Source organism: Mesorhizobium sp. AD1-1, assembly GCF_020164655.1.
Classification (GTDB): Bacteria; Pseudomonadota; Alphaproteobacteria; order Rhizobiales; family Rhizobiaceae; genus Mesorhizobium; species Mesorhizobium ciceri.
Genome location: NZ_JAIUGP010000022.1, coordinates 1 through 23372, shown reverse-complemented (window position 1 = coordinate 23372; position 23372 = coordinate 1). Strand labels below are relative to the sequence as shown.

Annotated in this window: 24 protein-coding genes; 15 read left to right on the top strand and 9 right to left on the bottom strand. The window is 63.2% G+C overall.

What is annotated here, in order from left to right:
• Position 1 precedes the first annotated feature (1 nt).
• The 5 genes from LB519_RS29120 to LB519_RS29100 are packed head-to-tail and all read left to right on the top strand — an operon-like array spanning position 2 to position 4361.
• The gene (locus LB519_RS29120; RefSeq protein ID WP_013530913.1) at positions 2-793 is read left to right on the top strand and encodes an ABC transporter ATP-binding protein; all 792 of its coding nucleotides are present in this window, start codon (positions 2-4) and stop codon (positions 791-793) included.
• Positions 783-1319 carry an endonuclease domain-containing protein gene (locus LB519_RS29115; RefSeq protein ID WP_224621766.1) on the top strand — a complete coding sequence of 179 codons (537 nt, stop codon included), beginning with the start codon at positions 783-785 and terminating at the stop codon, positions 1317-1319. Before LB519_RS29120 ends, LB519_RS29115 begins: the two co-directional genes overlap by 11 nt.
• The gene (locus LB519_RS29110; protein WP_224621764.1) at positions 1320-2198 is read left to right on the top strand and encodes an ABC transporter permease; all 879 of its coding nucleotides are present in this window, start codon (positions 1320-1322) and stop codon (positions 2196-2198) included.
• Positions 2195-3349 carry an ABC transporter permease gene (locus LB519_RS29105; RefSeq protein WP_224621763.1) on the top strand — a complete coding sequence of 385 codons (1155 nt, stop codon included), beginning with the start codon at positions 2195-2197 and terminating at the stop codon, positions 3347-3349. The genes LB519_RS29110 and LB519_RS29105 overlap by 4 nt, the downstream gene beginning before the upstream one ends.
• A gap of 40 nt (positions 3350-3389) precedes the next feature.
• Positions 3390-4361: an ABC transporter substrate-binding protein gene (locus tag LB519_RS29100; protein WP_013530916.1), complete on the top strand. Its 972-nt coding sequence runs from the start codon at positions 3390-3392 to the stop codon at positions 4359-4361.
• A 50-nt stretch (positions 4362-4411) separates the two neighbouring features.
• On the opposite strand, the gene LB519_RS29095 is transcribed toward LB519_RS29100, so the two are convergent.
• On the bottom strand, positions 4412-4870 hold the full coding sequence (locus LB519_RS29095; RefSeq protein ID WP_224621762.1) for an Lrp/AsnC family transcriptional regulator: 459 nt from the start codon (positions 4868-4870) through the stop codon (positions 4412-4414).
• 125 nt (positions 4871-4995) lie between these two features.
• On the opposite strand from LB519_RS29095, the gene LB519_RS29090 reads away from it, so the two are divergent.
• A complete protein-coding gene (locus LB519_RS29090; protein ID WP_224621761.1) occupies positions 4996-6279 on the top strand; it encodes a cystathionine gamma-synthase family protein in 1284 nt (427 codons plus the stop codon).
• Positions 6280-6433: 154 nt separating this feature from the next.
• Complete coding sequence (locus LB519_RS29085; RefSeq protein ID WP_027160661.1) at positions 6434-6874, top strand: CHRD domain-containing protein; 441 nt, start codon at positions 6434-6436, stop codon at positions 6872-6874.
• Positions 6875-7084: 210 nt separating this feature from the next.
• Here the strand turns inward: LB519_RS29085 and LB519_RS29080 are convergent, their stop codons facing one another.
• The 3 genes from LB519_RS29080 to LB519_RS29070 form a co-directional block, all read right to left on the bottom strand.
• Positions 7085-8734: a thiamine pyrophosphate-binding protein gene (locus tag LB519_RS29080; RefSeq protein ID WP_224621760.1), complete on the bottom strand. Its 1650-nt coding sequence runs from the start codon at positions 8732-8734 to the stop codon at positions 7085-7087.
• Positions 8731-9906 (bottom strand): CaiB/BaiF CoA transferase family protein, encoded by a 1176-nt coding sequence (locus tag LB519_RS29075; RefSeq protein ID WP_224621759.1) that lies wholly within the window; start codon positions 9904-9906, stop codon positions 8731-8733. The genes LB519_RS29080 and LB519_RS29075 overlap by 4 nt, the downstream gene beginning before the upstream one ends.
• A gap of 99 nt (positions 9907-10005) precedes the next feature.
• Entirely contained in the window at positions 10006-10938 is a 933-nt protein-coding gene (locus tag LB519_RS29070) for an alpha/beta fold hydrolase (protein WP_224621757.1), read from the bottom strand.
• Positions 10939-11121: 183 nt separating this feature from the next.
• Here LB519_RS29070 and LB519_RS29065 point away from each other — a divergent pair, with 183 nt between their 5' ends.
• From LB519_RS29065 to LB519_RS29050, 4 genes are all read left to right on the top strand, one after another.
• The gene (locus LB519_RS29065; protein ID WP_013530922.1) at positions 11122-12129 is read left to right on the top strand and encodes a ribonuclease T(2); all 1008 of its coding nucleotides are present in this window, start codon (positions 11122-11124) and stop codon (positions 12127-12129) included.
• Between the two features lie 164 nt (positions 12130-12293).
• On the top strand, positions 12294-13943 hold the full coding sequence (ettA, locus tag LB519_RS29060; protein ID WP_013530923.1) for an energy-dependent translational throttle protein EttA: 1650 nt from the start codon (positions 12294-12296) through the stop codon (positions 13941-13943).
• A 43-nt stretch (positions 13944-13986) separates the two neighbouring features.
• Positions 13987-14754: a trans-aconitate 2-methyltransferase gene (gene tam / locus LB519_RS29055; protein ID WP_224621756.1), complete on the top strand. Its 768-nt coding sequence runs from the start codon at positions 13987-13989 to the stop codon at positions 14752-14754.
• 142 nt (positions 14755-14896) lie between these two features.
• Positions 14897-16018 (top strand): beta-ketoacyl-ACP synthase III, encoded by a 1122-nt coding sequence (locus LB519_RS29050; RefSeq protein ID WP_027160654.1) that lies wholly within the window; start codon positions 14897-14899, stop codon positions 16016-16018.
• A gap of 10 nt (positions 16019-16028) precedes the next feature.
• Here the strand turns inward: LB519_RS29050 and LB519_RS29045 are convergent, their stop codons facing one another.
• Positions 16029-16595 (bottom strand): methyltransferase family protein, encoded by a 567-nt coding sequence (locus LB519_RS29045; protein WP_063168495.1) that lies wholly within the window; start codon positions 16593-16595, stop codon positions 16029-16031.
• Between the two features lie 198 nt (positions 16596-16793).
• On the opposite strand from LB519_RS29045, the gene LB519_RS29040 reads away from it, so the two are divergent.
• On the top strand, positions 16794-17411 hold the full coding sequence (locus LB519_RS29040) for an MOSC domain-containing protein (RefSeq protein ID WP_224621755.1): 618 nt from the start codon (positions 16794-16796) through the stop codon (positions 17409-17411).
• A 47-nt stretch (positions 17412-17458) separates the two neighbouring features.
• Here LB519_RS29040 and LB519_RS29035 read toward each other — a convergent pair whose 3' ends face one another.
• Both LB519_RS29035 and LB519_RS29030 read right to left on the bottom strand, forming a co-directional pair.
• A complete protein-coding gene (locus LB519_RS29035) occupies positions 17459-18298 on the bottom strand; it encodes an SDR family oxidoreductase (RefSeq protein WP_224621754.1) in 840 nt (279 codons plus the stop codon).
• 129 nt (positions 18299-18427) lie between these two features.
• Positions 18428-19393, bottom strand: coding sequence for a D-amino acid aminotransferase (locus LB519_RS29030; RefSeq protein ID WP_224621753.1), 966 nt, complete (start codon positions 19391-19393; stop codon positions 18428-18430).
• A 158-nt stretch (positions 19394-19551) separates the two neighbouring features.
• On the opposite strand from LB519_RS29030, the gene LB519_RS29025 reads away from it, so the two are divergent.
• Complete coding sequence (locus LB519_RS29025) at positions 19552-20049, top strand: hypothetical protein (RefSeq protein WP_224621752.1); 498 nt, start codon at positions 19552-19554, stop codon at positions 20047-20049.
• A 6-nt stretch (positions 20050-20055) separates the two neighbouring features.
• Here LB519_RS29025 and LB519_RS29020 read toward each other — a convergent pair whose 3' ends face one another.
• Both LB519_RS29020 and tsaA read right to left on the bottom strand, forming a co-directional pair.
• Positions 20056-20370, bottom strand: a complete 315-nt coding sequence (locus LB519_RS29020; protein WP_013530931.1) for a DUF2293 domain-containing protein — start codon at positions 20368-20370, stop codon at positions 20056-20058.
• Positions 20367-20906 carry a tRNA (N6-threonylcarbamoyladenosine(37)-N6)-methyltransferase TrmO gene (gene tsaA / locus LB519_RS29015; RefSeq protein ID WP_063168491.1) on the bottom strand — a complete coding sequence of 180 codons (540 nt, stop codon included), beginning with the start codon at positions 20904-20906 and terminating at the stop codon, positions 20367-20369. The genes LB519_RS29020 and tsaA overlap by 4 nt, the downstream gene beginning before the upstream one ends.
• Before the next feature lie 122 nt (positions 20907-21028).
• Between tsaA and LB519_RS29010 the strand changes: the two genes are divergently transcribed.
• Together LB519_RS29010 and metF are read left to right on the top strand one after the other, a co-directional pair.
• Positions 21029-22051 (top strand): ArsR/SmtB family transcription factor, encoded by a 1023-nt coding sequence (locus LB519_RS29010; protein WP_024501485.1) that lies wholly within the window; start codon positions 21029-21031, stop codon positions 22049-22051.
• On the top strand, positions 22048-22965 hold the full coding sequence (gene metF, locus LB519_RS29005; protein WP_013530934.1) for a methylenetetrahydrofolate reductase [NAD(P)H]: 918 nt from the start codon (positions 22048-22050) through the stop codon (positions 22963-22965). Before LB519_RS29010 ends, metF begins: the two co-directional genes overlap by 4 nt.
• The last annotated feature ends 407 nt before the right edge of the window (positions 22966-23372 follow it).

Sequence of the window (23372 nt, the reverse complement as noted above, 5' to 3'; positions counted from 1 at the left end):
GATGACGGGGAATTCGCCAGCCGTCGTCGCGGCAAGCAAACTCGGGCTGACCTTCCAGACCAATGACGGGCCGGTGCAGGCGCTGTCCAATGTCGATCTGACCATCGGCAAGGGCGAGTTCGTCTCCTTCATCGGGCCTTCGGGCTGCGGCAAGACCACGCTGCTGCGCGTCATCGCCGATCTGGAGAAGCCGACCTCGGGGGCGATTTCCGTCAATGGCATGACAGCAGAGCAGGCGCGCGAGAAACGCGCCTATGGCTATGTCTTCCAGGCGGCGGCGCTGTTTCCGTGGCGGACCATCGAGCGCAATGTGGGGCTGCCGCTGGAGATCATGGGCCTATCCAGGGCGGAGCAAGGCGAGCGGATCAAGCGCACGCTCGGCCTCGTCAACCTCTCTGGATTCGAGAAGAAATATCCCTGGCAGCTCTCGGGCGGCATGCAGCAGCGCGCCTCGATTGCCCGTGCGCTGGCATTCGACGCCGACCTGCTGCTGATGGACGAGCCGTTCGGCGCGCTGGACGAGATCGTGCGCGACCATCTCAACGAGCAGCTGCTGGAATTGTGGGGACGCACCAACAAGACCATCTGCTTCGTCACCCACTCCATTCCGGAGGCCGTCTATCTGTCGACGCGCATCGTCGTCATGTCGCCGCGCCCGGGCCGCGTCAGCGACATCATCGAATCGACGCTGCCGAGAGAGCGGCCGCTCGACATCCGCGAGACGCCGGAGTTTCTGGCGATCGCAGCGCGGGTGCGGGACGGGCTGCGCGCGGGGCACAGCTATGACGATTGAGGGAGCAAACGACGGGCTCCCTCCTCTCCCCAACGGGGAGAGGGTGGCCGGAGCGAAGCGGAGGTCGGGTGAGGGGGCGGCGCCGACGGATCCGACCAAGAGAAAGGTCGGGGCAACCGCTCGCGCCCGAAAGCTGCGGGTTGACGAGACCGAGGCTGAATACAGGCTTTGGGGGGAACTGAGAGACCGTCATCTCAATGGCTACGAATTTGTGAGGCAAGTGCCGCTTGGACCGTTCATCGCGGATTTTGTTTGTCGCGAGGTAAGCCTGATTGTCGAACTTGATGGTAGTCAGCACGCAGATTCTCCAACCGACCCTTCCAGGACAGCTTGGCTGAACGGACAAGGTTATTCGGTTCTCCGGTTCTGGAATCATGAGGTTTTGGCCGAACGTCGAGCGGTCCTGGATACGATCTTGGCTTGCCTTGACGGAAAGATTTCCACCCCCTCACCCGACCTCCGCTTCGCTCCGGCCACCCTCTCCCCGTTGGGGAGAGGAGGGCGCCAGTCGGCTGAGGCCCGCTAGATGGACACCTTCCGCGACAAGCTCGTTCCCGTCACCTCCATCCTCGTTGGCGTGGTCGCGCTCTGGTATGTCTTCGCCGTCATCCTCAACACGCCGTTCCAGCGCGATCTCGATCGTCGCGCCGGTGAAACATCCACGTTCAGCGAACTCATCGGCAAGACGCTGTCGCAGCCGAAGCCGACATTGCCGGCGCCGCACCAGGTGGCGGTGAATTTCTTCGAGAACACCTTCCTGCGGCCCATCACCTCCAACCGCAGCCTGGTCTACAATGCCTGGGTGACGCTTTCGTCGACGCTGCTCGGCTTCGCTTTCGGCACGGCGCTCGGCATCATCATCGCCGTCGGCATTGTCCATGTGGCGACGCTCGACCGCAGCCTGATGCCGTGGATCATCGCCTCGCAGACCATTCCCATCCTGGCTGTGGCGCCGATGATCATCGTCGTGCTGGGGGCGATCGGCATCAGCGGGCTGGTCCCGAAGGCGATGATTTCGACCTATCTGTCGTTCTTCCCGGTGACTGTCGGCATGGTGAAGGGCCTGCGCTCGCCCGAGATCATGCATCTCGACCTGATGCACACCTACAATGCCAGTCGCGCGCAGACCTTCTGGAAGTTGCGCGTGCCGGCCTCCGTGCCGTTCCTGTTCACCTCGATGAAGGTGGCGGTGGCGGCAAGCCTGGTCGGCGCCATTGTCGGCGAACTGCCGACAGGCGCTGTCGCCGGCATCGGCGCCAAGCTGCTCGCCGGCGCCTATTACAGCCAGTCCATCGACATCTGGTCGGCGCTGGTCGCCGGTTCGGTGGTGGCAGCCCTTCTGGTCATGGTGGTCGGCATTGCCGGGCGCCTCGTCGACCGCGCCATGGGCGGGAGGCCGGCATGAACTGGCTGAAACCCTCCTGGCAGGCAGTGCTGGCGATCGTGCTGTGCCTGATCGCAGTGGCGCTCGGCCCGATCGCCGCGCCGAAAGTCGATGCACTGGCGCAGCCTGCAGGGACGTTGATATACCCCTATGTGGCGACGACCTGGCTGATCTTCGGCGTGCTGCTTGTCGCCGCTTTGATCTCGATGGCCAGAATACCGTCCATCGTCGAAGCCGTTGTGCTTTTCATCGGCGCGCATCTGGCCGCCTGCCTGCTGATTGGCGGCATCACCGGCTTCGAAGGCCTGGCGCGGACGCCGTACTTCCTGCTTCTCACCGCCGCATGGCTGCTTGGCTGGCGCTGCGTGGCGGTGCTGTCATCATTGCGTCCGTTCGCCAAATGGGCTCGCACCGCGCTGCGCCTGATCATCCCGGCCATCTTCGGCGCCTGGATCCTGATCATCTGGGAAGCGGTGACGCGTGGGGCCGGCATACCCTTCATCCTGCTGCCGCCGCCAAGTGCCATCGGCGCGCGCATCGCCGGTTCGCTGCCGGTGCTCGGCGCCGATGTCCGCCAGACCATCTTCAAGGCGGTCATCTTCGGCTATGTCGTGGGCAGCGGCGCCGGCTTCATCACCGCGGTGCTCGCAGACCGTGTGCCGTTCCTGCGGCGCGGGCTGCTGCCGATCGGCAATATGGTCTCGGCGCTGCCGATCATCGGCGTCGCGCCGATCATGGTGATGTGGTTCGGCTTCGACTGGCAGTCCAAGGCGGCGGTGGTCATCATCATGACCTTCTTCCCGATGCTGGTGAACACGGTCGCCGGTCTGGCCGCCTCCGGCCATATGGAGCGCGACCTGATGCGCACCTACGCGTCGGGCTACTGGCCGACGCTCTTGAAGCTTCGGCTGCCGGCAGCAGCTCCCTTCATCTTCAACGCGCTGAAGATCAATTCGACGCTGGCGCTGATCGGCGCCATCGTTGCCGAGTTCTTCGGCACGCCTGTCGTCGGCATGGGCTTCCGCATCTCGACCGAGGTCGGGCGGATGAACATCGACATGGTCTGGGCCGAAATCGCAGTTGCAGCACTTGCGGGTTCGGTCTTTTATGGCGTGGTCGCTCTTGTCGAAAGAGCCGTCACGTTTTGGCATCCCTCTGTCCGTGGTGGATAGGGGCGGTGGGTTTAGGGCACTAACTTCAGAGGGTAACAAAATGAAAAGACTGATTATTCCCGTTCTGGCTGGCGCGATGTCGCTTGCCGCTTTCCAGGCAATGGCCGCCGACAAGGTGACGTTGCAGCTGAAATGGGTCACGCAGGCCCAGTTTGCCGGCTACTATGTCGCCAAGGCCAAGGGTTTCTATGAGGCCGAGGGTCTCGACGTCGACATCAAGCCGGGCGGTCCCGATATCGCGCCCGAGCAGGTGATCGCCGGCGGTGGTGCCGACGTTATCGTCGACTGGATGGGCGGTGCGCTGGCTGCCCGCGAAAAGGGCGTGCCGCTGGTCAACATCGCCCAGCCGTTCAAGAAGGCCGGCATGGAGCTGGTCTGCCCGAAGGACGGCCCGATCAAGACCGAAGCCGACTTCAAAGGTCACACGCTCGGCGTCTGGTTCTTCGGCAACGAGTATCCGTTCTACGCCTGGATGAACAAGCTCGGCCTGAAGACCGAGGGCGGCCCGGACGGCGTCACGGTGCTCAAGCAGAGTTTTGACGTGCAGCCGCTGATCCAGAAGCAGGCGGACTGCATCTCGGTCATGACCTACAACGAATACTGGCAACTGATCGACGCCGGCTACAAGCCGGAACAGCTGACCGTGTTCAACTACTCGGCCATGGGCAACGACCTGCTCGAGGACGGGCTCTATGCGTCCGAAGACAAGCTCAAGGATCCGGCCTTCGAAGACAAGATGGTGCGTTTCGTGCGCGCCTCGATGAAGGGCTGGAAATATGCCATCGACAACAATGACGAAGCCGCAGGCATCGTCATGGACGGCGGCGGTCAGGACGAGAACCACCAGAAGCGCATGATGAGCGAAGTCGCCAAGCTGATCGACAATGCCGACGGCAAGCTTGACCCGGCGACCTACGAGCGCACCGCCAAGGCGCTGCTCGACCAGAAGATCATCACCAAGGAGCCGACCGGCGCCTACACCACCGCCATCACCGACAAAGCGGTCAAGTAAGCCTAGCCGGCAACACATCTATCCAGAAAGCGGCGCCTCCGGCAGAAATGTCAGAGGCGCTGTTCCTTTATGGTGTTCATGACGAAGCTGGTCTCGATCGAGGCGACGCATTTCAGCCGCGCGATCTTTTCCTTGATGAAGCGCTCGTATTGTTCGAGGCTTCCCGTCACCACTTTCAGCACATAGTCGCGCGAACCGGTGACGAGGTGGCATTCCAGCACCTCTTCCCAGCCGCGGATCGCGTCCTCGAACATCACGATCTCGTCTTCGTTCTGGCGGCTGAGCCGGATGGTGGCGATGGCGACCATGCTCCAGCCGAAGGCTGAGGGATCGACCAGCGTGGTGTAGCCTCTGATGACCCCGGTCTCCTCCAGCCGCCGCACACGCCTCAGGCAGGGCGACGGCGACAGGCCGATGCGCTCGGCAAGCTCGTTGTTGGTGATGCGGGCGTCGGCCCGCAGCTCACGCAGAATTTTCAGGTCGAAATCGTCGGCTATCTTCTGCTGCACTTTCGGTCTCTCCAGGCAATTTGTTGCGGGGATGCAGCCATGTGAGCCCAAAAATAGCAAGGACTGGCGGAACGAGATCGCATAAATTGCCGTTCACTATTTCACTCGAACAGGCAGGAAAAGCCATGACCGCGCCACGCCCGTCGAAAACCCATATCGGCAACCACAAGCTCCATCCGGAGACGCTGATGCTGAGCTATGGCTTCGATCCGCAGCTGTCGGAGGGCGCCGTCAAGCCGCCGGTGTTCCTGACCTCGACCTTCGTGTTCAAGTCGGCGGAGGAGGGACGCGACTTCTTCGACTACACATCCGGCAGGAAGGAGCCGCCGAGCGGCACCGCCTCCGGCCTGGTCTATTCGCGCTTCAATCATCCCAACAGCGAGATCGTCGAGGACCGGCTGGCGATTTATGAGGGGACGGATGCCTGTATCCTGTTTTCATCGGGCATGTCGGCGATCGCCACGACACTGCTCGCCTATGCCCGTCCGGGCGACGTCATCCTGCATTCGCAGCCACTCTACGGCGGCACGGAGACGCTTTTGACGCGCACGCTCTCCGGTTTTGGCATCGGTGCTGTCGGTTTCGCGGATGGCGTGGATGAGTCGGCGGTGCGCACGGCCGCCGACGCGGCCGTCGCGAAAGGCCGCGTGTCGGTCATCCTGATCGAGACGCCGTCAAACCCGACCAACAGCCTGGTCGACCTCGCGCTGATGCGCAAGATCGCCGACGAGATCGGCGCGAGCCAAGGGTCAACGCCGATCATCGTGTGCGACAACACATTGCTGGGTCCGGTGTTCCAGCGGCCGATCGAACATGGTGCCGACGTGTCGGTTTATTCGCTGACCAAATATGTCGGCGGCCATTCCGACCTGATCGCGGGTGCCGCCATGGGCAGCAAGGCTATCACCAAGCCGATCAAGGCGCTGCGCGGCGCGATCGGCACGCAGCTCGACCCGCATTCCTGCTGGATGCTCGGCCGCTCGCTGGAGACGCTGTCGCTCCGCATGGAGCGGGCCAACGACAATGCTCGCCTGATCGCCGAATTCCTGCGCGACCACGCCAAGGTCGACAAGGTGCACTACCTGCCGTTTCTGGGCGAGAATACGCCGGCCGGCCGCGCCTACAGGGCGCAATGCAGCGGCGCCGGATCAACCTTCTCCTTCGACATCAAGGGCGGGGAGAAGGCGGCTTTCGCCTTCCTCAACGAATTGCAGATCTTCAAGCTGGCGGTGAGCCTCGGCGGAACGGAATCGCTGGCCAGTCACCCCGCGGCCATGACCCATTCGGGCATTCCCTTCGAGGTGCGCCAGCGCATCGGCGTGCTGGAGACCACGGTCAGGCTGTCGATCGGCGTCGAGCATCCGGACGATCTGATCGCCGACCTGACGCAGGCGCTGGCGGCGGTCTGACCGCTATCGCTGAAGCCGGACAGGACGGCCCCTAGGATCTCTATACGTCATCACAAAAACGTGTGGTTGGATACATTGTGCCGCCAGGCCGTTCCGTTGGCGCATGCGCGCGCCGGGGAGCCGCGACGCATGCACAGTCAATCGGAGGTTCTTCATGCGCATCCAATCCTTCTTACCGGCGCTGTCGGCGCTGGCCATTTCGACCGCTTTCCTGTTCGCATCGCCGGCCTTGGCAGCCATGGAAAAGTTCAAGGCGACACTAGACGGCAGCCAGCAGAGCCCGCCCGTCACCACGAAGGGTAAGGGCACGGCCACTTTCACCTTCGACACGACCAAGAAGAAGCTCAACTGGAACGTCAAATATTCCGGCCTCAGCGGACCGGCGACGGCCGCGCATATCCATGGCCCTGCGGCGATGGGTGAAAACGCCGACCCTGTCATCCCGTTCAAAAAACTCAAGAGCCCGATCAAAGGGTCGGAGACGCTCACTGATGCCCAGGCGGCTGACCTTGAGGCCGGCAAGTATTACGTCAACGTCCACACCAAAGCGAACCCGAATGGGGAGGTCCGCGGCCAGATCGAGAAGGCGAAGTAGCTGGCCGTTGAAGGTTGGCGGGACAGCGCCCCCTCTGTCCTGCCGGACATCTCCCCCTCAAGGGGGGAGATCGAATGTACTTCGGGTTTCGCCAATCGCCAGTGTTGGAAGAAGGGCGAGACGACGAAACTGCAAATCTCCCCCCTTGAGGGGGAGATGCCCGGCAGGGCAGAGGGGGCGTGAAGGAACTCGACTTGACCCGGTCGGCTCTCAAACCTTGTCGCGGATCTGGGTCATCGTCCGGGTCGGGGTGATCGCTTCGGGGTCGAGCCTGATCTCGACGATCGCCGGCTTGCCGCTGGCGCGGGCGCGTTCGAAGGCCGGGGCGAAGTCCGCCGTCTTCTCAACCGTTTCGCCATGGCCGCCATAGGCGCGGGCGAGAGCCGCGAAATCGGGGTTCTTGAGGTCGGTGGCCACCACGCGGCCGGGATATTCGCGCTCCTGATGCATGCGGATGGTGCCGTAGATACCGTTGTTGACGACGACGACGACGATCGGCAGGTCGTATTGCACGGCAGTGGCGAATTCCTGCCCGTTCATCAGGAAGCAGCCGTCGCCGGCGAAAGCGACCACGGTGCGCTCTGGAAACAGCTCTTTGGCGGCGACTGCCGCAGGCGTGCCATAGCCCATCGAGCCTGACGTCGGCGCACCTTGAGTGGCGAAGCGGCGGAAGCGATGGAAGCGATGCACCCAGGTGGCGTAATTGCCTGCGCCGTTGGTGAGAATGGCGTCGTCGGGCAGCATCTTTTCGAGATAGTTCATGATCGGGCCCATCTGGACCGGGCCGGGGCCGCTTTCGGGTGGTGTCGACCAGTCGAGATAGGCGGCATGCAGCTTTGGCGTCTCGGCTGCCCAGACGGGTGCGGAGGCCGGCTTGCGTTTGGCGAAAGCGTCGACGAAGGCGGACGGCGAGGCGTTGATCGCCAATGCCGGCCTGTAAACGCGGCCGAGCTCGCCGGAATCGGCATGGACATGGACCATTGTCTGGGCGGGGTAGGGGCTTTTCAGCAGCGTGTAGTCCGAGGAGGGCATTTCGCCCATGCGGCCGCCGATCAGCAGCACGAGGTCGGCCTGCTTGATCGCCGTGGCCAGCTTCGGGTTGATGCCTATGCCGACATCGCCGGCATAGTTCGGATGCAGATGATCGAACAGCATCTGGCGGCGGAAGGAACAGCCGACCGGCAGCGACCAGGCCTCGGCGATCGCGCGCATTTGTGCAACCGCCTCGGCGTCCCAGCGCGTGCCGCCAAGGATGACGAAAGGCCGCTTGGACTTAGCCAGCAGCTTTTCCAGCGCATCGAGTTCCGCTTCGCCGGCCCGTGTTTCCACCGGTGTGTGCGGCAAGGCGACGGGCGCCTCGACGACACTGGTCAGCATGTCTTCGGGCAGCGAGATCACCACCGGGCCGGGACGGCCCGATGTCGCCACGGCGAAGGCGCGGGTGACGAATTCTGGGATGCGCGAGGCGTCGTCGATCTCGACTACCCATTTGGCGATGTCGCCGAAGAACCTCTTGTAATCCACCTCCTGGAAAGCCTCGCGCTCTTTGGCGTGGCCGGCGACCTGGCCGATGAATAGGATGACGGGTATCGAATCCTGCATGGCGATGTGGATGCCGGCCGAGGCATTGGTGGCGCCGGGGCCGCGGGTGACGAAGCAGATGCCGGGCTTGCCGGTCAGGCGGCCGTGGCAATCGGCCATCATGGCGGCACCGCCTTCCTGGCGGCAGACGATGGTGCGGATCGCTGAATCGTGCAGCGCGTCGAGCACCGCCAGATAGGATTCACCGGGCACGCAGTAGATGCGGTCGGTGCCGTTGGCTTCGAGAGCGTCGACGATGAGTTGTCCGCCAGTCTTCATTGTCCAGACTTCTCCAGTTCGGCAAGGATTTCTTGGGTGTGCTCGCCCAGGCGCGGCGAGGGGCGCTCATAGACCAGCGGCGTGCCCGACATCACCATCGGCGCGCGCACCGAAGGCAGAAGATTGCCATGGCCGTCGTCCAGGTCGAGCCGCATGCCGCGCGCGATCGTCTGCGGGTCGGCGAACATCTGGCCGATCGTGTTGATCGGGCTCGCCGGCACGCTGGCCGCTTCGAGCTTTGCCAGCAGCGGATCGCGGTCAAAAACCTTCAGCGCCTCGACCATGCGTTCGCGCAACTTGACCCGGTTGGCGACCCGGGCGGGATTGGTGGCGAAGTCGGGATTGGCAGGCAGGTCGTCCAGCCCGACGGCAGCGCAGAATTTGGCGAACTGGCCGTCATTGCCCACCGCCAGGATGATGTGCCCATCCCGGACCGGCACCACCTCGTAGGGGGCGATGTTCATATGCGCATTGCCCATCTGCACCGGCGATTTGCCGGAGACGAGATAGTTCAAATTCTGGTTGCCGAGCGCCGAGATCTGGGTGTCGAAAAGCGCCATGTCGACATGCTGACCGTCGCCGGTCTGCTCGGCATGGCGCAGTGCTGCCTGGATGGCGATGACCGAATAAAGGCCGGTGAAGATGTCCGAGATGGCAACGCCCGCCTTTTGCGGCTCGCGGCCGACCTCGCCGGTGATCGACATCATGCCGGCCATGGCCTGGATGATGAAGTCGTAGCCGGCGCGCGGTGCGTACGGACCGTCCTGGCCGAAACCGGTGATCGAGCAGTAGACGAGGCGCGGGTTGATCTTGCGCAGGCTGTCATAGTCGAGGCCGTATTTCTTCAGGCCGCCGAGCTTGAAGTTCTCGATCAGCACGTCCGAAGTGGCGACCAGCCGGCGCACCGTCTCGGCGCCTTCCGGGGTCGAGAAATCGATGGCGATGGAGCGCTTGCCGCGATTGCAGGAATGGTAATAGGCGGCCGACAGGTTCTCGCCGTCCTTGCCCATGACGAAGGGCGGGCCCCATTTGCGGGTGTCGTCGCCGCCATCAGGGCTCTCGACCTTGATGACATCGGCGCCGAGATCGGCAAGCAACTGCCCGGCCCATGGCCCGGCAAGGATGCGGGCGAGTTCGACGACGCGGACGCCTTTCAGCGGGGGCTCAGCCATGGATCACCGTGGTTGCCGCAATCACTGCGATTGCTGCGAAAGCAGAGCCTCTATCAAGCCCTGCAACGGCTGTCACGGCTCTTGCAATGGGCCAATCCGTCACGCTTTGAGGACTTCGTCGGCCCAGGCGGCGAAATCATCCATGATAATGTCGCGATTCATCTCGTTCAGGCTTTCGTGGCGGGTGTCGGCGTAAACCTTTGAAACCAGATTCGAAAAGCCCATCTTGCGCATGCGATCGGCAAGATGGGTGATCCCTTTGCCATAGTCGGAAGCCGGATCCTTCTCGCCTCCGACGATGCTGACGGGCAGGTCGCGCCGGATACCGGCAAAGCCGGCATCCTTGCCGCCGTTCAGCGCCATACCGACGACGTCGCGCCACATCGACACCGAAGCGTCCCAGCCGCACAAGGGATCGGCAATGTATTTCGCCACTTCCGCTTCGTCGCGCGACAGCCAGTCGAACAGCGTGCGGTGATTGGGCACCGCCTTGCCCCAGGCCTGGAAGGTGAGTTTCGGCAACAGGCGCGATGGCACGTCGGAGCCGAGCCGCATCCGTTCCCAGGCAAGGATGCCGAGCGCAAGCTGCCCAAGCGGGCCTTGGGAGAAATTGCCGTTCCAGATTGCTGCCGCGTGAACGCGTGGCGAGTGGCGCAACAGGTAGTTCAGCGCCACCGACGCACCCATCGAATGGCCAAACAGGATGACCGGTCTGTTTGGCCGTTCGCGGGCGATGAGATCATGGATGACGTCGACGTCGGCGATCACCTTGGCGGCACCGTCCCTGTCGGCGAACCTGCCGAGCGGAGCGTCGGACGCCTTGGTCGCGCCGTGGCCGCGATGATCGTGGACATAGACGTCGAAACCGCGCGAGCCAAGAAAATCGGCAAAGCGGGCATAGCGCGCTGCGTGCTCGGCTAGCCCGTGATTGATCTGGACGACGGCGCGTGCCCGGCCATCGGCCTGCCTGACGAAAAGATTGAGCTCGGCACCGGTCGGCGAGGCAACCACGCGCTGCTGGCTGAATGACATGCCGCCTGATCCCGCCCCTGCTTTTGTCGTCGTTGGCTTTGTTTGCGCCGGCCCACATTATGCGTCAATCCGGCAAACCCGCTTTTCGCGACGATGTTTCTTGCGTTCGGTCAGCAAAATATCGCAATTCTGACATGGAGACAGCTTCAGTCTGTCGCCCACTTCTTCAGCCGGGGATTCTCCATGCGCATCGGTGTCGTTTTCGGATTGGCCATGTTGGCGGCGTCGCTGGCCGGGGCCGCGCATGCCGACGTGAAGATGAGCGGCAGCTTCGTCGCCGACGCCGCCTGTCCGGCGACGCAAGCGATCAAGAACGGCAAGAACCCCGGCAATGTCTCGACCGATGCCGGGCAGAGCTATCAGTTGCTTGCCGGCAACAAGGATACGCCGACGCATTATCTCATCCTGGTGCCGGGCGCCGATCCGGAGCGCCGCTGGGTGAAGGTCAGCTGCGGCCATGTTTCCGGCAGCAGCGCGGCGACCGTGCCGGCCGCGCCTGACGGGCAAGGCAAGCCGGCGGCATCGGGGAAGCCCGAATACGTCTTCGCGCTGAGCTGGCAGCCGGCGTTTTGCGAGACAAAGTCGAACAAGACCGAATGCAGGGCACAAAGTGCCGGCGATTTCGACGCCACGCATTTCACCTTGCACGGCCTGTGGCCGCAGCCGAATGGCAATTTCTATTGCCAGGCGACGGCGAGCGACAAGGCCAACGACAATCCGGCCCACTGGAAAGACCTGCCGCCGGTCAATCTTGACGCCAACACCCGCACAGAACTCGACCAGGTGATGCCTGGAACGGCCTCCCACCTCGAACGGCATGAATGGATCAAGCACGGCACCTGCTACGGCAAGAGCCAGCAGGACTATTTCTCCGACGCGCTGAATTTGATGCGCGCGGTGAACAGTTCGCCGGTGCGCGATCTCTTTGCCAAGAACATCGGCGGCAAGCTGACGGCCGACCAGATCCGCGGCGCTTTCGACACTGCCTTCGGAGCGGGAGCAGGGGACCGCGTGCGCGTTTCCTGCGTCATCGATCCGTCGAGCGGCAGGCGGCTGATCGGCGAACTGACCCTCGGCCTCGCCGGCCCGATCGGCCCGAACAGCGCGCTCAAGGACCTGCTGCTGGCTTCGGTGCCGACCAACAAGGCAGGCTGCCCGACCGGCACCGTCGACGCTATCGGGTTCCAGTAAGGGCGGCTGAACGGCCCCCAGACTGCACGAGCAGCGGTCCACACTTGTCCGTGTGATTGGCCTGATCTGGCAAAAGCGATTGCCGTTCGCCGCCGCATCGCCTACATAGCGGCCAACCTCCATTCAATTCGACAAATCCAGTCGGTTTTTCAGGGAAAGCGCGCGTGGCACGCCAGTTCATCTATCACATGGCCGGCCTCAACAAGGCCTATGGCACCAAGAAGGTGCTCGAGAATGTCCATCTCTCCTTTTATCCGGACGCCAAGATCGGCATCCTCGGCCCCAACGGTTCGGGCAAGTCGACGATCCTCAAGATCATGGCTGGGCTCGACAAGGAGTGGAACGGCGAAGCGTGGCTCGCCGAAGGCGCCACTGTCGGCTACCTGGCACAGGAGCCGGCGCTCGATCCGGACAAGACCGTGTTCGAAAACATCATGGAAGGCGTCGCCGCCAAGACCGCCATCATCGAGCGCTACAACGAATTGATGATGAACTATTCCGACGAGACGGCCGACGAGTCGGCCAAGCTCCAGGACGAGATGGACCGGCTGAACCTGTGGGATCTCGAACAGCAGGTCGAGATGGCGATGGAAGCGCTGGGCTGCCCGCCCAAGGATTCGGAAGTCACCAAGCTTTCGGGCGGCGAGCGCCGCCGCGTCGCGCTTTGCCAGCTTCTGCTGCGCCAGCCCGACCTTCTGCTGCTCGACGAACCGACCAACCATCTCGACGCCGAAACCACGGCATGGCTGGAAAAGCATCTGCGTGCCTATCCGGGCGCCGTGATGATCATCACCCACGATCGCTACTTCCTCGACAACGTCACCGGCTGGATCCTCGAACTCGATCGCGGCCGCGGCATTCCCTATGAGGGCAACTACACCAAGTACCTCGAAGCCAAGGCCAAGCGGCTCAAGCAGGAAGGCCGCGAGGACGATGCCCGCCAGCGCGCTATCGGCCGCGAGCGCGAATGGATCCAATCGAGTCCGAAGGCCCGCCAGACCAAGTCCAAGGCGCGTATCCAGGCGTTCCAGGACCTTTTGGATGCAGCCGACAAGCGGCGTCCGAGCGATACGCAGATCGTCATCCCGCACGGCGAGCGGCTCGGCAATGTCGTGATCGAGGCGGAAGGCCTGTCGAAGGGCTTTGGTGACACGCTGCTCATCGACGGCCTGGAATTCAAGCTGCCGCCCGGCGGCATCGTCGGCGTCATCGGCCCGAACGGCGCCGGCAAGACGACGCTGTTTCGCATGATCACCGGCCAGGAAAAGCCGGATGCGGGTTCTGTCCGCGTCGGCGAAACGGTGAAGCTCGGCTATGTCGACCAGAGCCGCGATGCTCTCGATCCGTCGAAGACGGTGTGGGAAGAGATTTCCGGCGGCGCAGAAGTGGTCAAGCTCGGCAAGTTCGAGGCCAACACGCGCGCCTATTGCGCGTCGTTCAACTTCCGTGGCGGCGACCAGCAGCAGAAGGTCGGCAACCTCTCCGGCGGCCAGCGCAACCGCGTGCATTTGGCCAAGATGTTGAAGACCGGCGGCAATGTGCTGCTGCTCGACGAACCGACCAACGATCTCGACACCGAAACGCTGGCCGCGCTCGAAGACGCGCTGGAAAATTTCGGTGGCTGCGCGGTCATCATCTCGCACGATCGCATGTTCCTCGACCGCCTGGCGACGCATATCCTCGCCTTCGAGGGCGACAGCCATGTCGAATGGTTCGAGGGCAATTTCGAGGATTACGAGCAGGACAAGATCCGCCGCCTCGGGCCGGATGCCGTCAACCCGCACCGCATGACCTACAAGAGGCTGACGCGGTAAGGGGTTTTCCGGGCGGCGATCTCAACCGGCATGAGGAGCTCAAATGGCTGATTGGTCCGCCGCCCAATATCTGAAATTTGAAGACGAGCGCACGCGGCCCGCGCGGGATCTTGTGGCGCAGGTGCCCGTCGACTTTCCACGCCGGGTCGTCGACATCGGCTGCGGGCCTGGCAACTCGACCGAACTGCTTGTCGAGCGCTGGCCGGATGCTGAGGTGAGCGGCTTCGACACTTCGCCCGACATGATCGAGAAGGCGCGGGCTCGCTTGCCCGAGGTCACCTTTGATCTGGCCGATGCCTCCAAATGGCAGCCGGCGGAGCCGGTCGACGTGATTTTTGCCAATGCGGTGTTCCAGTGGCTGCCCGAGCGTCCCGCAGTCTTCCAGCGGCTGATGGGTTTCCTCGCGCCAGGCGGCGCGCTTGCCGTCCAGATGCCCGACAATCTGGGCGAGGACTCCCACCGCCTGATGCGCGAGACCGCCGCCGAATTGCCGTTTGCCGAAAAGCTCAAGGGCGCGGCACGCGGGCCGTTGCCGCCGGTGTCGTCCTACTATGACCTCCTGTCGCCGCTCAGTGATCGGCTGGATATCTGGCATACCATCTACAACCACCCGCTTGCCGACGCGCAGGCGATCGTCGAATGGGTGAAGTCGACGGGCCTGAAACCGTTCCTCGATCCGCTGGATTCCGACGAACGGGCGATGTTCCTCGAAAGCTACACGGCCAAGATCGCCAAGGCCTATCCGAAAACGGCTAGCGGTAAGGTGCTTTTGCGCTTTCCACGCATCTTCATCGTTGCCAAGCGGGCCTGATTATCCATGTTGCACGAGGACCAGTCCGGCCTAAACCTTTGGTTTAAGCCGGCGTAAACCGCCGCGGTGAGAAAACTGTTGCGCCGGAGCGTTCCGGCGCCCACATGAAGCCCGCAACGCCTGCGGATGGGACGGACTGGACATGCATCGCGTCATCATCAGCGGCATCGGCGTTGAAATCCCTGAAGCCACAATCACCAATGAAGAGCTGGTGGCCAGCTTCAATGCCTGGGTCGACGCGGAGAATGCGCGCCGCCTGGGCACCGACGAGCCGCCGCTGGCGAAATCGGATAGCGACTTCATCGTCCACGCTTCGGGCGTGCGCACCCGTCATGTCATCGAGCGCGAAGGCATTCTCGACCCGACCCGCATGTCGCCGCGCATTCCGGCTCGGCCCGACGATGCGCTGTCGCTCGAAGCCGAGTTCGGCATCGCCTCGGCGAAGAAGGCTCTCGAGCATGCGGGGCTACAGCCGTCGGATATAGACCTGGTGATCTGCTCGGCCTCGCATCACCAGCGGCCCTATCCGGCGATCGCCATCGAAATGCAGGAGGCGCTGGGCACGAAGGGCGCAGGCTTCGACATGGGGCTCGGCTGTTCTTCGGCGGCGGCGGCCTTGCACATCGCCGTCAATTTGGTGCGGTCGGGCGCGCACAAGCGCATTCTGGTGACGACGCCCGAGATCATCACCGGCCATCTCAATTTCCGCGACCGGCAGACGCATTTCATTTTCGGCGACGCTTCGGTGTCGATGGTGGTCGAAGGCCTGGCCAAGGGCGACAAGCGGCCGGGGCGCTTCGAGGTGCTCGACACGCGCATCTGGACGCAGATGTCGAACAACATCCGCACCAATCTGGGCTACCATACCCGCACCGCCCAGGATGATCCCTACATGATCAATCTGGAAGGCAACCTGATCAAGCAGGTCGGCAACAAGGTGTTCAAGGAAGTCACCGTCGCCGGGCAGAAATTCATCGTCGAATTCCTCGCCGAGCACGGGCTGACGCCGCAGGCGATCAGGCGCTTCTGGCTGCATCAGGCCAATGCGCGGATGAATGCGATGATCCTGAAGCTGTCGTTCGGCCACGAGGTCGATCACGACCGCGCGCCAATGGTGCTGGAGCGGCTGGGCAACACGGCGGGCGCCGGGGCCATCGTCGCGCTGTCGGAGAACCACGCCGATATGAAGCCGGGCGATTTCGGTCTGATCTGCGCCTTCGGCGCGGGCTATTCGATCGGCGGCGCGCTGCTGAGAATGCTTTGAGGCTGCCGCGTCATGCTGGTGCGAACGGCACCAGCATCGGAACGCGCGCGGCATAGTCGTCATAGGCGCTGCCCAGTTCGCCGCGCAGGAAATTTTCTTCCAGCCTGGCTTTCGTCACGATGCCGATGATGAGCAGCGCGGTTCCGGCTATGCCCCACATGGTGCCCTTGGCTGCCATGGTGGCGAGGATCGCCAGCAGCAATCCGGTGTAGATCGGATGCCGGACAAGGCCATACGGGCCGGTGTTGACGACACGGTGCCCGGCCTTGGCGGTGATGGTGCCCGACCACAGCCTGCCGAGATGCAGGCGCGCCCACCAGGCAAAGGCGATGCCGATGGCGATCAGGGCGACACAGATCCAGGCTTCGGGGAGATCAGGCATCCACAGCCTGAGCCGGCCTTCATAGCCGTGCGCCGGAATGAACAGCAGCACCGCGCCGGCTATCCAGAGACCCCGATAGCGGGCCTCCGCCTTGAACCCGGCGCGCTTCTGGGCAGGGTCGGACCACAAAGCGGCGACGGCCCAGCTTCCTGCCCAGATCAACCAAAGCAACGTGATTGCCGTCACAGGTCGCATTGATCAGCCTCCGCAAACCGTCTGGACGTCACTATGAAACCGGCACCGCGCGCCGGCAATGCGGTGCGAGATCGATGACAGGTAAGAAAAGCGTGATCGCGATCCTATCGGTGCTGTTGATCGGACGATCAGCACTTTCGACTGGACGCCGCGAAGCGCGCCCGGCTAACTCGCTGGATGACGAATGGAAAGAACGCCATGCCGGATCTCTTCCCCGAGGCTGAAAAGCCGGTTGAAATCATCGCCGCGCGAAAGCTTGCCGCCAGGGCGGCAGCGCTTTACGTGGCGCCGGCGGATCATTTTCAGACGCGCCCGGTGGACGAATTGCGGCTGGGTTTCGACGGCATATCAGGCGATTTCCATGCTGGACCGACGCGGCGCTCGGGCGGGCGCGAGCCCTGGTATCCGCGCGGCACTGAAATGCGCAACGAACGGCAGCTGTCGATCGTGGCAGCGGATGAACTCGCCATCGTCGCCGAGCGCATGCGCCTGGCCGAGATCAGGCCGGAGTGGATCGGCGCCAATCTTGTGATCGAAGGGGTGCCGAACCTCTCCATGCTGCCGGCCGGCACGCTGCTGTTCTTCAAGGGCGGCGTGACAGTCAAGGTCGACGCGCAGAATGGCCCGTGCCGCATCGCCGGCCGGTCGATCGCGGAGAACGCCGGAATGGCCGACGTCGAAGCCGGCGCTCTGCTGTTCCCGAAAGCGGCGAAGCGGCTGCGCGGCATTGTCGCCTGGGTAGAGAAGCCAGGCACGGTTAGGGCAGGCGAAGAGATATCGCTGCGCGTGCCGGAGCAGTGGATTTATCAAGCCTGAGGGCCGGCTACGCCGCCCATGGAGCGGCGCAGCAAAAGCGCTGGACTTCAGCCCTTGCGGTTCTTCTTCACGCCTTGCGCCATGATGGAAACGTCGTCCCACATCTCCCAGGTGGCAATGCGGTTGGCGTATTCCTGCTTGATCATCGGCAGGCCGCCATCGCCGAAGAACACCCGCAGCGGTGGCTCGGCGGCGTCGACAATGGCCAGCATGGCCGGTCCGGTGGCGTCTGGATCGCCGGCGACCGAATTGGCGCGGCGCTCGGCCATCTTGGCACGGGCGGGCGCATAGGCCTCGATCGGTTGGGACACCTTGGCCGACGGCCCGGCCCAGTCGGTGGAGAAACCGCCCGGCTCGACCAGCGTCACATGGATGCCGAATTCCGCGACCTCGATGCTGAGCGACTGGCTGAAGGCCTCCAGCGCCCATTTCGAGGCGTGGTAGAGGCCGAGCGAGGCAAAGGCATTGACGCCGCCGATCGACGAGATCTGGATGATGTGGCCGGAACGCTGTGCCCGCATGATCGGCAGTGCGGCCTGAGTGACCCACAGAGCGCCGAAGACATTGGTTTCGATCTGGTCGCGAGCTTCCTGTTCGCTGACCTCCTCGATGGCGCCGAAATGGCCGTAGCCGGCATTGTTGATGACGACGTCGAGCCGGCCAAAACGCTTGTGCGCCTCGGCGACAGCGGCATCGACGGCTTTCTTGTCGGTGACGTCGAGCTTTATCGCGGCAACCCTGTCGCCGTATTTCTCGACGAGATCGGCGAGCGTGCCAGCATCGCGGGCGGTTGCCGCGACGCGGTCGCCTCGGGCGAGTGCAGCCTCGGCCCAGACGCGGCCAAAGCCCTTCGACGATCCGGTGATGAACCAAACCTTGTTTGTCATGATCTTGGAGTCCTTGCCCCTGCGGGCGTGATTTTGGATGAAAGCGGAGGCTTCTCCGCTTTCGGGCATATACGGTCGATCCTCTGATTTTCCAGAGGCGACGGGAATCTTTTGACAAAGACGCCTGAATTATCGGGGATAATTCACCTGAGACGACCAGGCCGGGTCATCGTGCTTTTGCCAGTAGCGCGCCATCAGCCGGCTGGTGATCGGTCCGACCTTGCCATTGGCGATCGCCGCGCCGTCGATCTCCGTCACCGGCATGATGCCGCCCGCAGTGGAGGTGATGAACACCTCGTCGGCCTCGCGCAATGCGGTGACGCTGACATCGGTCGCCGTGGCGGCAAGGCCTTCTTCTGCACAGAGATCGAAGACGGTGCGGCGGGTGACGCCGGGCAGCACGCCGGTGGCCGGCGTCGACAGTTTGCCGTCCTTGACGCAGAAGACGTTGAAGCCCGGGCCTTCGGCGACATTGCCGTTGAAGTCGAGGAGCAACGCGGTCTCTGCACCGCGGTCATAGGCATCGTAGAGGCCGCGCACCAGATCGAGCCAGTGGTAATTCTTGATCGCCGGGTCGATCGAGGCCGGCGGAATACGCATCTTGTCGCTGATGGCGACGCGCAGACCGCGCTGCAGCTGCTCGGCGTTGGCGACCGAGCCGAACGGCACGGCGAAGGCCATGAAGCGGTTGACCGCCTGGCGCGGGTCGCGGCTGAAGGTCGGCGAGGCGCCGCGCGTGCACAGCATCTCGACATAGGCGGCGCGATGACCGGACAGCGCCACGCAATTGTGCAGGATTTCGGTCACGCCGTCGCGGTCGAAGGGAATGGTCATGCGCAGCTTTTCCAGCCCGCCGAGGAAGCGGTCGAGATGCAGATCGAGGCGGAAGAAGTGGCCGTTCCAGACATGCACGGTGTCGTAGGTGGCGTCGGAATGCAGAAAACCCCAGTCCAGCACCGAGATCTTGGCCTGCGACATCGGCAGGTATTGGCCGTCGAGAAAGGCGATGCCGTCGGGGTAGGAATGCGGGTCGACATGGCGGTCGCCAACCACGGGCAGTTGCTTCTCGTCCTGTGTCGTCGCCGTGTGGCTCATTGGGGCTTCCTGTCACGCAAGGCAAGATCAGTAGGCTATCGGCGCTGGGCAGAAGGCATAGAGCCACCCGCCCGGTGCTGTTCGGCCTCGATGACGATCTCGTCGATACATTGGATCGGAATTGCCTTAGATTGCGCGCTCTGAACGGGAGGGGGAAGATGGGCAGGCTTGGGGCCGTCATAGCAGCCATGACGATGTTCGCCGCCGCGGGCGAAGCCAGCGCCCAGTGCGCGCGCGAAGGCGAGGAATTGTGCCAGGGCGGGCAGACCTATCGCTGCGAGAAAACCGGCAGCGAATTGACACCGATCTTCCAGAACCCGCCTTGCGCGGTGCCGTCGCTGAGCGGCACCTGGGTCGGCAGCGGCCATCAAAGCCCGGCGGGTGACGCCGGGGCCGACTGGCCGATCGCCATGACCATCAACGATGGCAGCGCGTCGATCGACTATCCGTCACTCGGTTGCGGCGGATCGCTGTCACAGACGTCCAGTGACGGCATTTCGGCGGAATACCACGAGAGCATCACCTACGGTCAGGACAAATGCGTCGACGGCGGCAACATCACCGTCAGGTTTTTCAAGGGAAATCTGTCCTGGACCTGGATCGGCCAGGCCGATGGTCAGCCCTATAATGCGGTCGCAGTGCTTAAGCGGAAGTAGCCGTGGTCATTCCTCCTCGTCATCCGCGTCGAGCAGGCGCGTCGCGCGCCAGCGAGTGAGCACGACGTTGGTCTGCTCGATGACGAAGAAACGCGCCGAGTCGCGGTCGTAACCTTCGCTCAGCAGTTTCTCGTAATCTGTGTGCATGTGGCGGATATGGGCAATCGTCGCCAGCCATACGGCGATGCCTGGTGGCAAGGTCTTCATGTGGACCGCGCCGGCGTCGCCGCGGATCTTCTCCATGTCGGCATAGGGTGCCAGCGGCAGAAGTGCTGTCAGCGCCTTGGCGATGGCGCGGCGGCGACCGGTGGGCGCCGTCATCGCCGAACCCCGTTGGGCTCGTCGCGCCCTTCGATGGTCGCCTCGGCAATGGCGTCGGTCGAGGCGAAATAAGGTTTGATGTCGATGACCGGAGTGCCGTCGAGCACGTCGATGGCGTCGAGATCGATGCGGCCGGTGTTTTGGTCGAGCCCGACGAGCCTGGCCACATGCAGCCCGATTGGGTTGGGGCGGGCAGGGGAGCGCAGCGAAAATACGCCTTTTGCTTCGGCCGCATGGCGTGGTTTCTGCACAATCAGGTCCCGCGGCGCGTGATGCAGCCAGGACAGGATGATGACGTGGCTGGCGCGCTCCAGCCCCCGTAAGCCATTTCGGTAGGGCGCGTCGATGGTCAGCACTGCCTTCTGCCCGGTCTCGCGCGCGGCGCGCATGTTCTTCGGGCAGGTTTCGCGCGTCGTCCACGGCGAGGCAATGCGGCCGATGAAGACGATGCCGTCATCCGGCGGCATCAGTGCGGGATCGTTTTCCAGCCTCTGCTCGCCTTCGCGGGCCTCGAACATCTCACGCGGTCCAGTCATGGCCCATGTCTCTTAAAACGCCACACAAGCGGCATTTTCTTGTCCGGAAGCGACATAGCGCTTGCAAGGTTTCGAAAACTGACATAAACATATGTTTATATCTTTTCAAAGAGAATACGCTGATGCATGTCTCGCTCGACACTATGGTGGATACGTTAAAGGCGGCGGCCGAATCCAGCCGATTGCGCATACTGGCACTTCTGTCGCGCGGTGACCTCACCGTTTCCGATCTTACCGAAATTCTCGGCCAGTCGCAGCCGCGCGTTTCGCGGCACCTGAAGCTGCTTCTGGAGGCAGGGCTGATCGGCCGCTACCAGGAAGGGTCCTGGGCCTTCTTCCGCCTGTCGGATGCGGATTCCGCGCGTGACTTCGTCATGGGCCTGGTTTCCGGCATTCGCGGCGCCGATCCGCAGGTCGAGCGCGATCTTGAGCGCCTGGCCTCGGTCAAGCGCAAGCGGCAGGACCGGGCGGTCGAGTATTTTTCCGTGAATGCGGCAAGCTGGGACCATATCCGCTCGCTTCATGTGCCGGACCGCGCCGTCGAAGCCGCAATGCTGAAACTGGTCGGCAAGCGGCCGTTCCAGTCGATGCTCGATCTCGGCACCGGCACCGGGCGGCTGCTCGAAATCTTCTCGCCGCTCTATCGGCGCGGTGTCGGGATCGACATGTCGCGCGAGATGCTGACCGTGGCGCGCGCCAATCTCGACAAGGCCGGCGTTTCGAACGCGCAGGTTCGGCAGGGCGACATCTTCGCGCCGCCGGTCGAGCGCGATGCCTTCGATCTCGTCACCATCCATCAGGTGCTGCACTATCTCGACGATCCCGCCCGCGCCATCCACGAGGCGGCGCGGCTTTTGCGTCCGGCAGGACGCCTGGTCATCGTCGATTTCGCGCCGCATGCGCTGGAATTCCTGCGCGAGGAGCATGCGCATATGCGGCTCGGCTTTTCCGACCGGCAGATCGCCGACTGGTTTTCGGAAGCCGGCCTCGATCTCGAAGATTCGCAGGAGTTCGAGCCGCGCGGTGGCAATGAGGCGAGGCTCACCGTGAAACTCTGGCTCGGCCGCGATCGGCGCCTGCTGATTGCCGATCCTTCCAACGACACAAGGCAGGCCAAAGCGAACTCGATGGGGGAAATCGCATGAACCAGTTCCGCTTTTCCCGCCGCCCCGACATCGGCGACAAGGTCAGGGTTTCCTTCGAATTCTTCCCGCCGAAGACGGACGAGATGGAAGCGAGGCTGTGGGAGACGGTCACAAGGCTGGAGCCGCTGAAGCCGAAATTCGTCTCGGTGACTTACGGCGCCGGCGGCTCGACACGGGAGCGCACCGCGCGCACTGTAAAGCGCATCTTGACGGAAACCGGTATTCCTGCAGCGGCGCATCTGACCTGCGTCGGGGCAACGCGCGACGAGGTCGATGCGGTCATCCAGGATTACAAATCGATCGGCATCAACCGGTTCGTGGCGCTGCGCGGCGACCCGGCCTCCGGAGTCGGCGAGCCCTACCGGCCGCATCCCGGTGGCTACGAGAATGGCGCGGAACTGGTCGCCGGGCTCAAGACGATCGCGGATTTCGACATCTCCGTCGCGGCTTACCCGGAAAAGCATCCGCAAAGCCCCGATTTCGCCACCGACATCGAGATGCTGAAGCGCAAGGTCGACAATGGCGCGACGCGGGCGATCACCCAGTTCTTCTTCGACAACGATCTCTACGAGCGCTATGTCGAGCGCGTCCGCCGCGCCGGCATCTACATCCCGATCGTGCCGGGTATCCAGCCGGTTCACAGTTTCAAGCAGGTCGCGAACTTTTCAGCGAGGGCGGGCGCGCATGTGCCCGGCTGGCTGGCGGAGCGTTTCGAAGGCCTCGACAAGGACCCGCAGACGCATGCGCTGGTGGCATCGGCGGTGGCAGCCGAACAGGTCATGGACCTGGTCGAGCGCGGTGTCGGCGATTTCCACTTCTACACCATGAACCGCGCCGATCTGGTCTTTGCCATCTGCCATATGATCGGTATTCGCTCGCACGAGGCGGCGGCCGCCGGATCAGCCGCGGCATGAGGTCGGGCTCAACAACAAAAGGCCGGGAAAACCCGGCCTTTTGAATTGGTTGGACTATTTGGGTGCTGGTCTTCCCCGCTTTGGCGGTCAGGGAAGGAAGCCCATAATGAGGGCTCCGATAAAGGCGAACGCAGCACAGATCATCAATGCGTTGATAGGCCTCGTAAGTCCCATGACATAGCCTCCTCTTAAAGAGCTATGTCATGGAGTCTAGGTTCATTTGTGCCACAGGCAAGCGGAAAATGTGCTGCATTGCGACGTGATTGTGAAATCCGCGACATGTCTTTTGCCGTTAGGCTTTGAAACTCCTAGGCAAATACCGACTTCAGACCTGTGAATAAAATGTGGCCGGCTCGTGTCGCTGCCGTGTCATGGCAGCGCTACCGCCCCGAAAGTCGAATTCGACT

Coding starts and splice junctions, on each gene's coding strand:
- LB519_RS29120 (WP_013530913.1), top strand. CDS start 2: ATGACGGGGAATTCGCCAGCCGTCGTCGCGGCAAGCAAACTCGGGCTG.
- LB519_RS29115 (WP_224621766.1), top strand. CDS start 783: ATGACGATTGAGGGAGCAAACGACGGGCTCCCTCCTCTCCCCAACGGG.
- LB519_RS29110 (WP_224621764.1), top strand. CDS start 1,320: ATGGACACCTTCCGCGACAAGCTCGTTCCCGTCACCTCCATCCTCGTT.
- LB519_RS29105 (WP_224621763.1), top strand. CDS start 2,195: ATGAACTGGCTGAAACCCTCCTGGCAGGCAGTGCTGGCGATCGTGCTG.
- LB519_RS29100 (WP_013530916.1), top strand. CDS start 3,390: ATGAAAAGACTGATTATTCCCGTTCTGGCTGGCGCGATGTCGCTTGCC.
- LB519_RS29090 (WP_224621761.1), top strand. CDS start 4,996: ATGACCGCGCCACGCCCGTCGAAAACCCATATCGGCAACCACAAGCTC.
- LB519_RS29085 (WP_027160661.1), top strand. CDS start 6,434: ATGCGCATCCAATCCTTCTTACCGGCGCTGTCGGCGCTGGCCATTTCG.
- LB519_RS29080 (WP_224621760.1), bottom strand. CDS start 8,734: ATGAAGACTGGCGGACAACTCATCGTCGACGCTCTCGAAGCCAACGGC.
- LB519_RS29075 (WP_224621759.1), bottom strand. CDS start 9,906: ATGGCTGAGCCCCCGCTGAAAGGCGTCCGCGTCGTCGAACTCGCCCGC.
- LB519_RS29070 (WP_224621757.1), bottom strand. CDS start 10,938: ATGTCATTCAGCCAGCAGCGCGTGGTTGCCTCGCCGACCGGTGCCGAG.
- LB519_RS29065 (WP_013530922.1), top strand. CDS start 11,122: ATGCGCATCGGTGTCGTTTTCGGATTGGCCATGTTGGCGGCGTCGCTG.
- tam (WP_224621756.1), top strand. CDS start 13,987: ATGGCTGATTGGTCCGCCGCCCAATATCTGAAATTTGAAGACGAGCGC.
- LB519_RS29050 (WP_027160654.1), top strand. CDS start 14,897: ATGCATCGCGTCATCATCAGCGGCATCGGCGTTGAAATCCCTGAAGCC.
- LB519_RS29045 (WP_063168495.1), bottom strand. CDS start 16,595: ATGCGACCTGTGACGGCAATCACGTTGCTTTGGTTGATCTGGGCAGGA.
- LB519_RS29040 (WP_224621755.1), top strand. CDS start 16,794: ATGCCGGATCTCTTCCCCGAGGCTGAAAAGCCGGTTGAAATCATCGCC.
- LB519_RS29035 (WP_224621754.1), bottom strand. CDS start 18,298: ATGACAAACAAGGTTTGGTTCATCACCGGATCGTCGAAGGGCTTTGGC.
- LB519_RS29030 (WP_224621753.1), bottom strand. CDS start 19,393: ATGAGCCACACGGCGACGACACAGGACGAGAAGCAACTGCCCGTGGTT.
- LB519_RS29025 (WP_224621752.1), top strand. CDS start 19,552: ATGGGCAGGCTTGGGGCCGTCATAGCAGCCATGACGATGTTCGCCGCC.
- LB519_RS29020 (WP_013530931.1), bottom strand. CDS start 20,370: ATGACGGCGCCCACCGGTCGCCGCCGCGCCATCGCCAAGGCGCTGACA.
- tsaA (WP_063168491.1), bottom strand. CDS start 20,906: ATGACTGGACCGCGTGAGATGTTCGAGGCCCGCGAAGGCGAGCAGAGG.
- LB519_RS29010 (WP_024501485.1), top strand. CDS start 21,029: ATGCATGTCTCGCTCGACACTATGGTGGATACGTTAAAGGCGGCGGCC.
- metF (WP_013530934.1), top strand. CDS start 22,048: ATGAACCAGTTCCGCTTTTCCCGCCGCCCCGACATCGGCGACAAGGTC.